At 53.2% G+C, this 774-nt stretch carries 1 protein-coding gene; it reads right to left on the minus strand.

The genetic code is table 11. From position 1 onward, the window contains the following. The coding region (gene pbpG / locus J5224_RS32150; RefSeq protein ID WP_264629009.1) for a D-alanyl-D-alanine endopeptidase at positions 1-773 on the minus strand (773 nt) is incomplete at its 3' end. Position 774 lies beyond the last annotated feature (1 nt).

Genomic DNA, 774 nt, shown 5'->3' on the forward strand with positions numbered 1-774 from the left:
AGCGCCACCGGTTTCTGGTTGATCACGGTACGCATTACCAGACAATGCCCAGCCTGATTGGTAAACCCGGTTTTGGTCAACTGAATATTCCAGTCATTCTTGTAGACCAGATGATTGGTATTGCGAAACGGCAGGCTGTAACCCGGATTGGTGAAGGTGGCGGTTTTCTCCTGCGTGGTACTCAACTGACTCAGCAGCGGATATTGCTTGCTGGCGATCAGTAATTTGATCAGATCGCGTGCGGTAGAAACGTTGTTGATCGACAACCCCGTTGGTTCCACGTAGCGGGTGTGCGTCATGCCCAACGCTTTTGCCTTGGCGTTCATCGCGGCGATAAACGCCTGATAGCCCCCCGGGTAGTGATGTGCCAGACTGGCAGCAGCGCGGTTTTCCGAGGACATCAGGGCCAGCAGCAGCATGTCGCGACGGCTGATTTGGCTGTTCAAGCGGACGCGAGAATAAACGCCCTTCATTTCCGGCGTGTGGCTGATATCGACCGAGATAATTTCATCCAACGGTAAATTCGCATCCAGCACCACCAGCGCCGTCATCAGTTTGGTGACAGAGGCGATAGGCACCACCACGTCGGGGTTAGTGGAATAAAGCACTTTATTATCACGCAGATCGACCACCATCGCACTGCCTGAGGCGATCTCTTGATGCGCGCTTGCAATGGCTGGCGCATCCGTTTTCGCCAACACGGAGGGGGTGAATGTCATGTGCGTGGACAGCAACAGCAATGCGAGCAGAGAAAACTTATGTTTTTTAATCATT

Source organism: Candidatus Symbiopectobacterium sp. NZEC135, assembly GCF_025962695.1.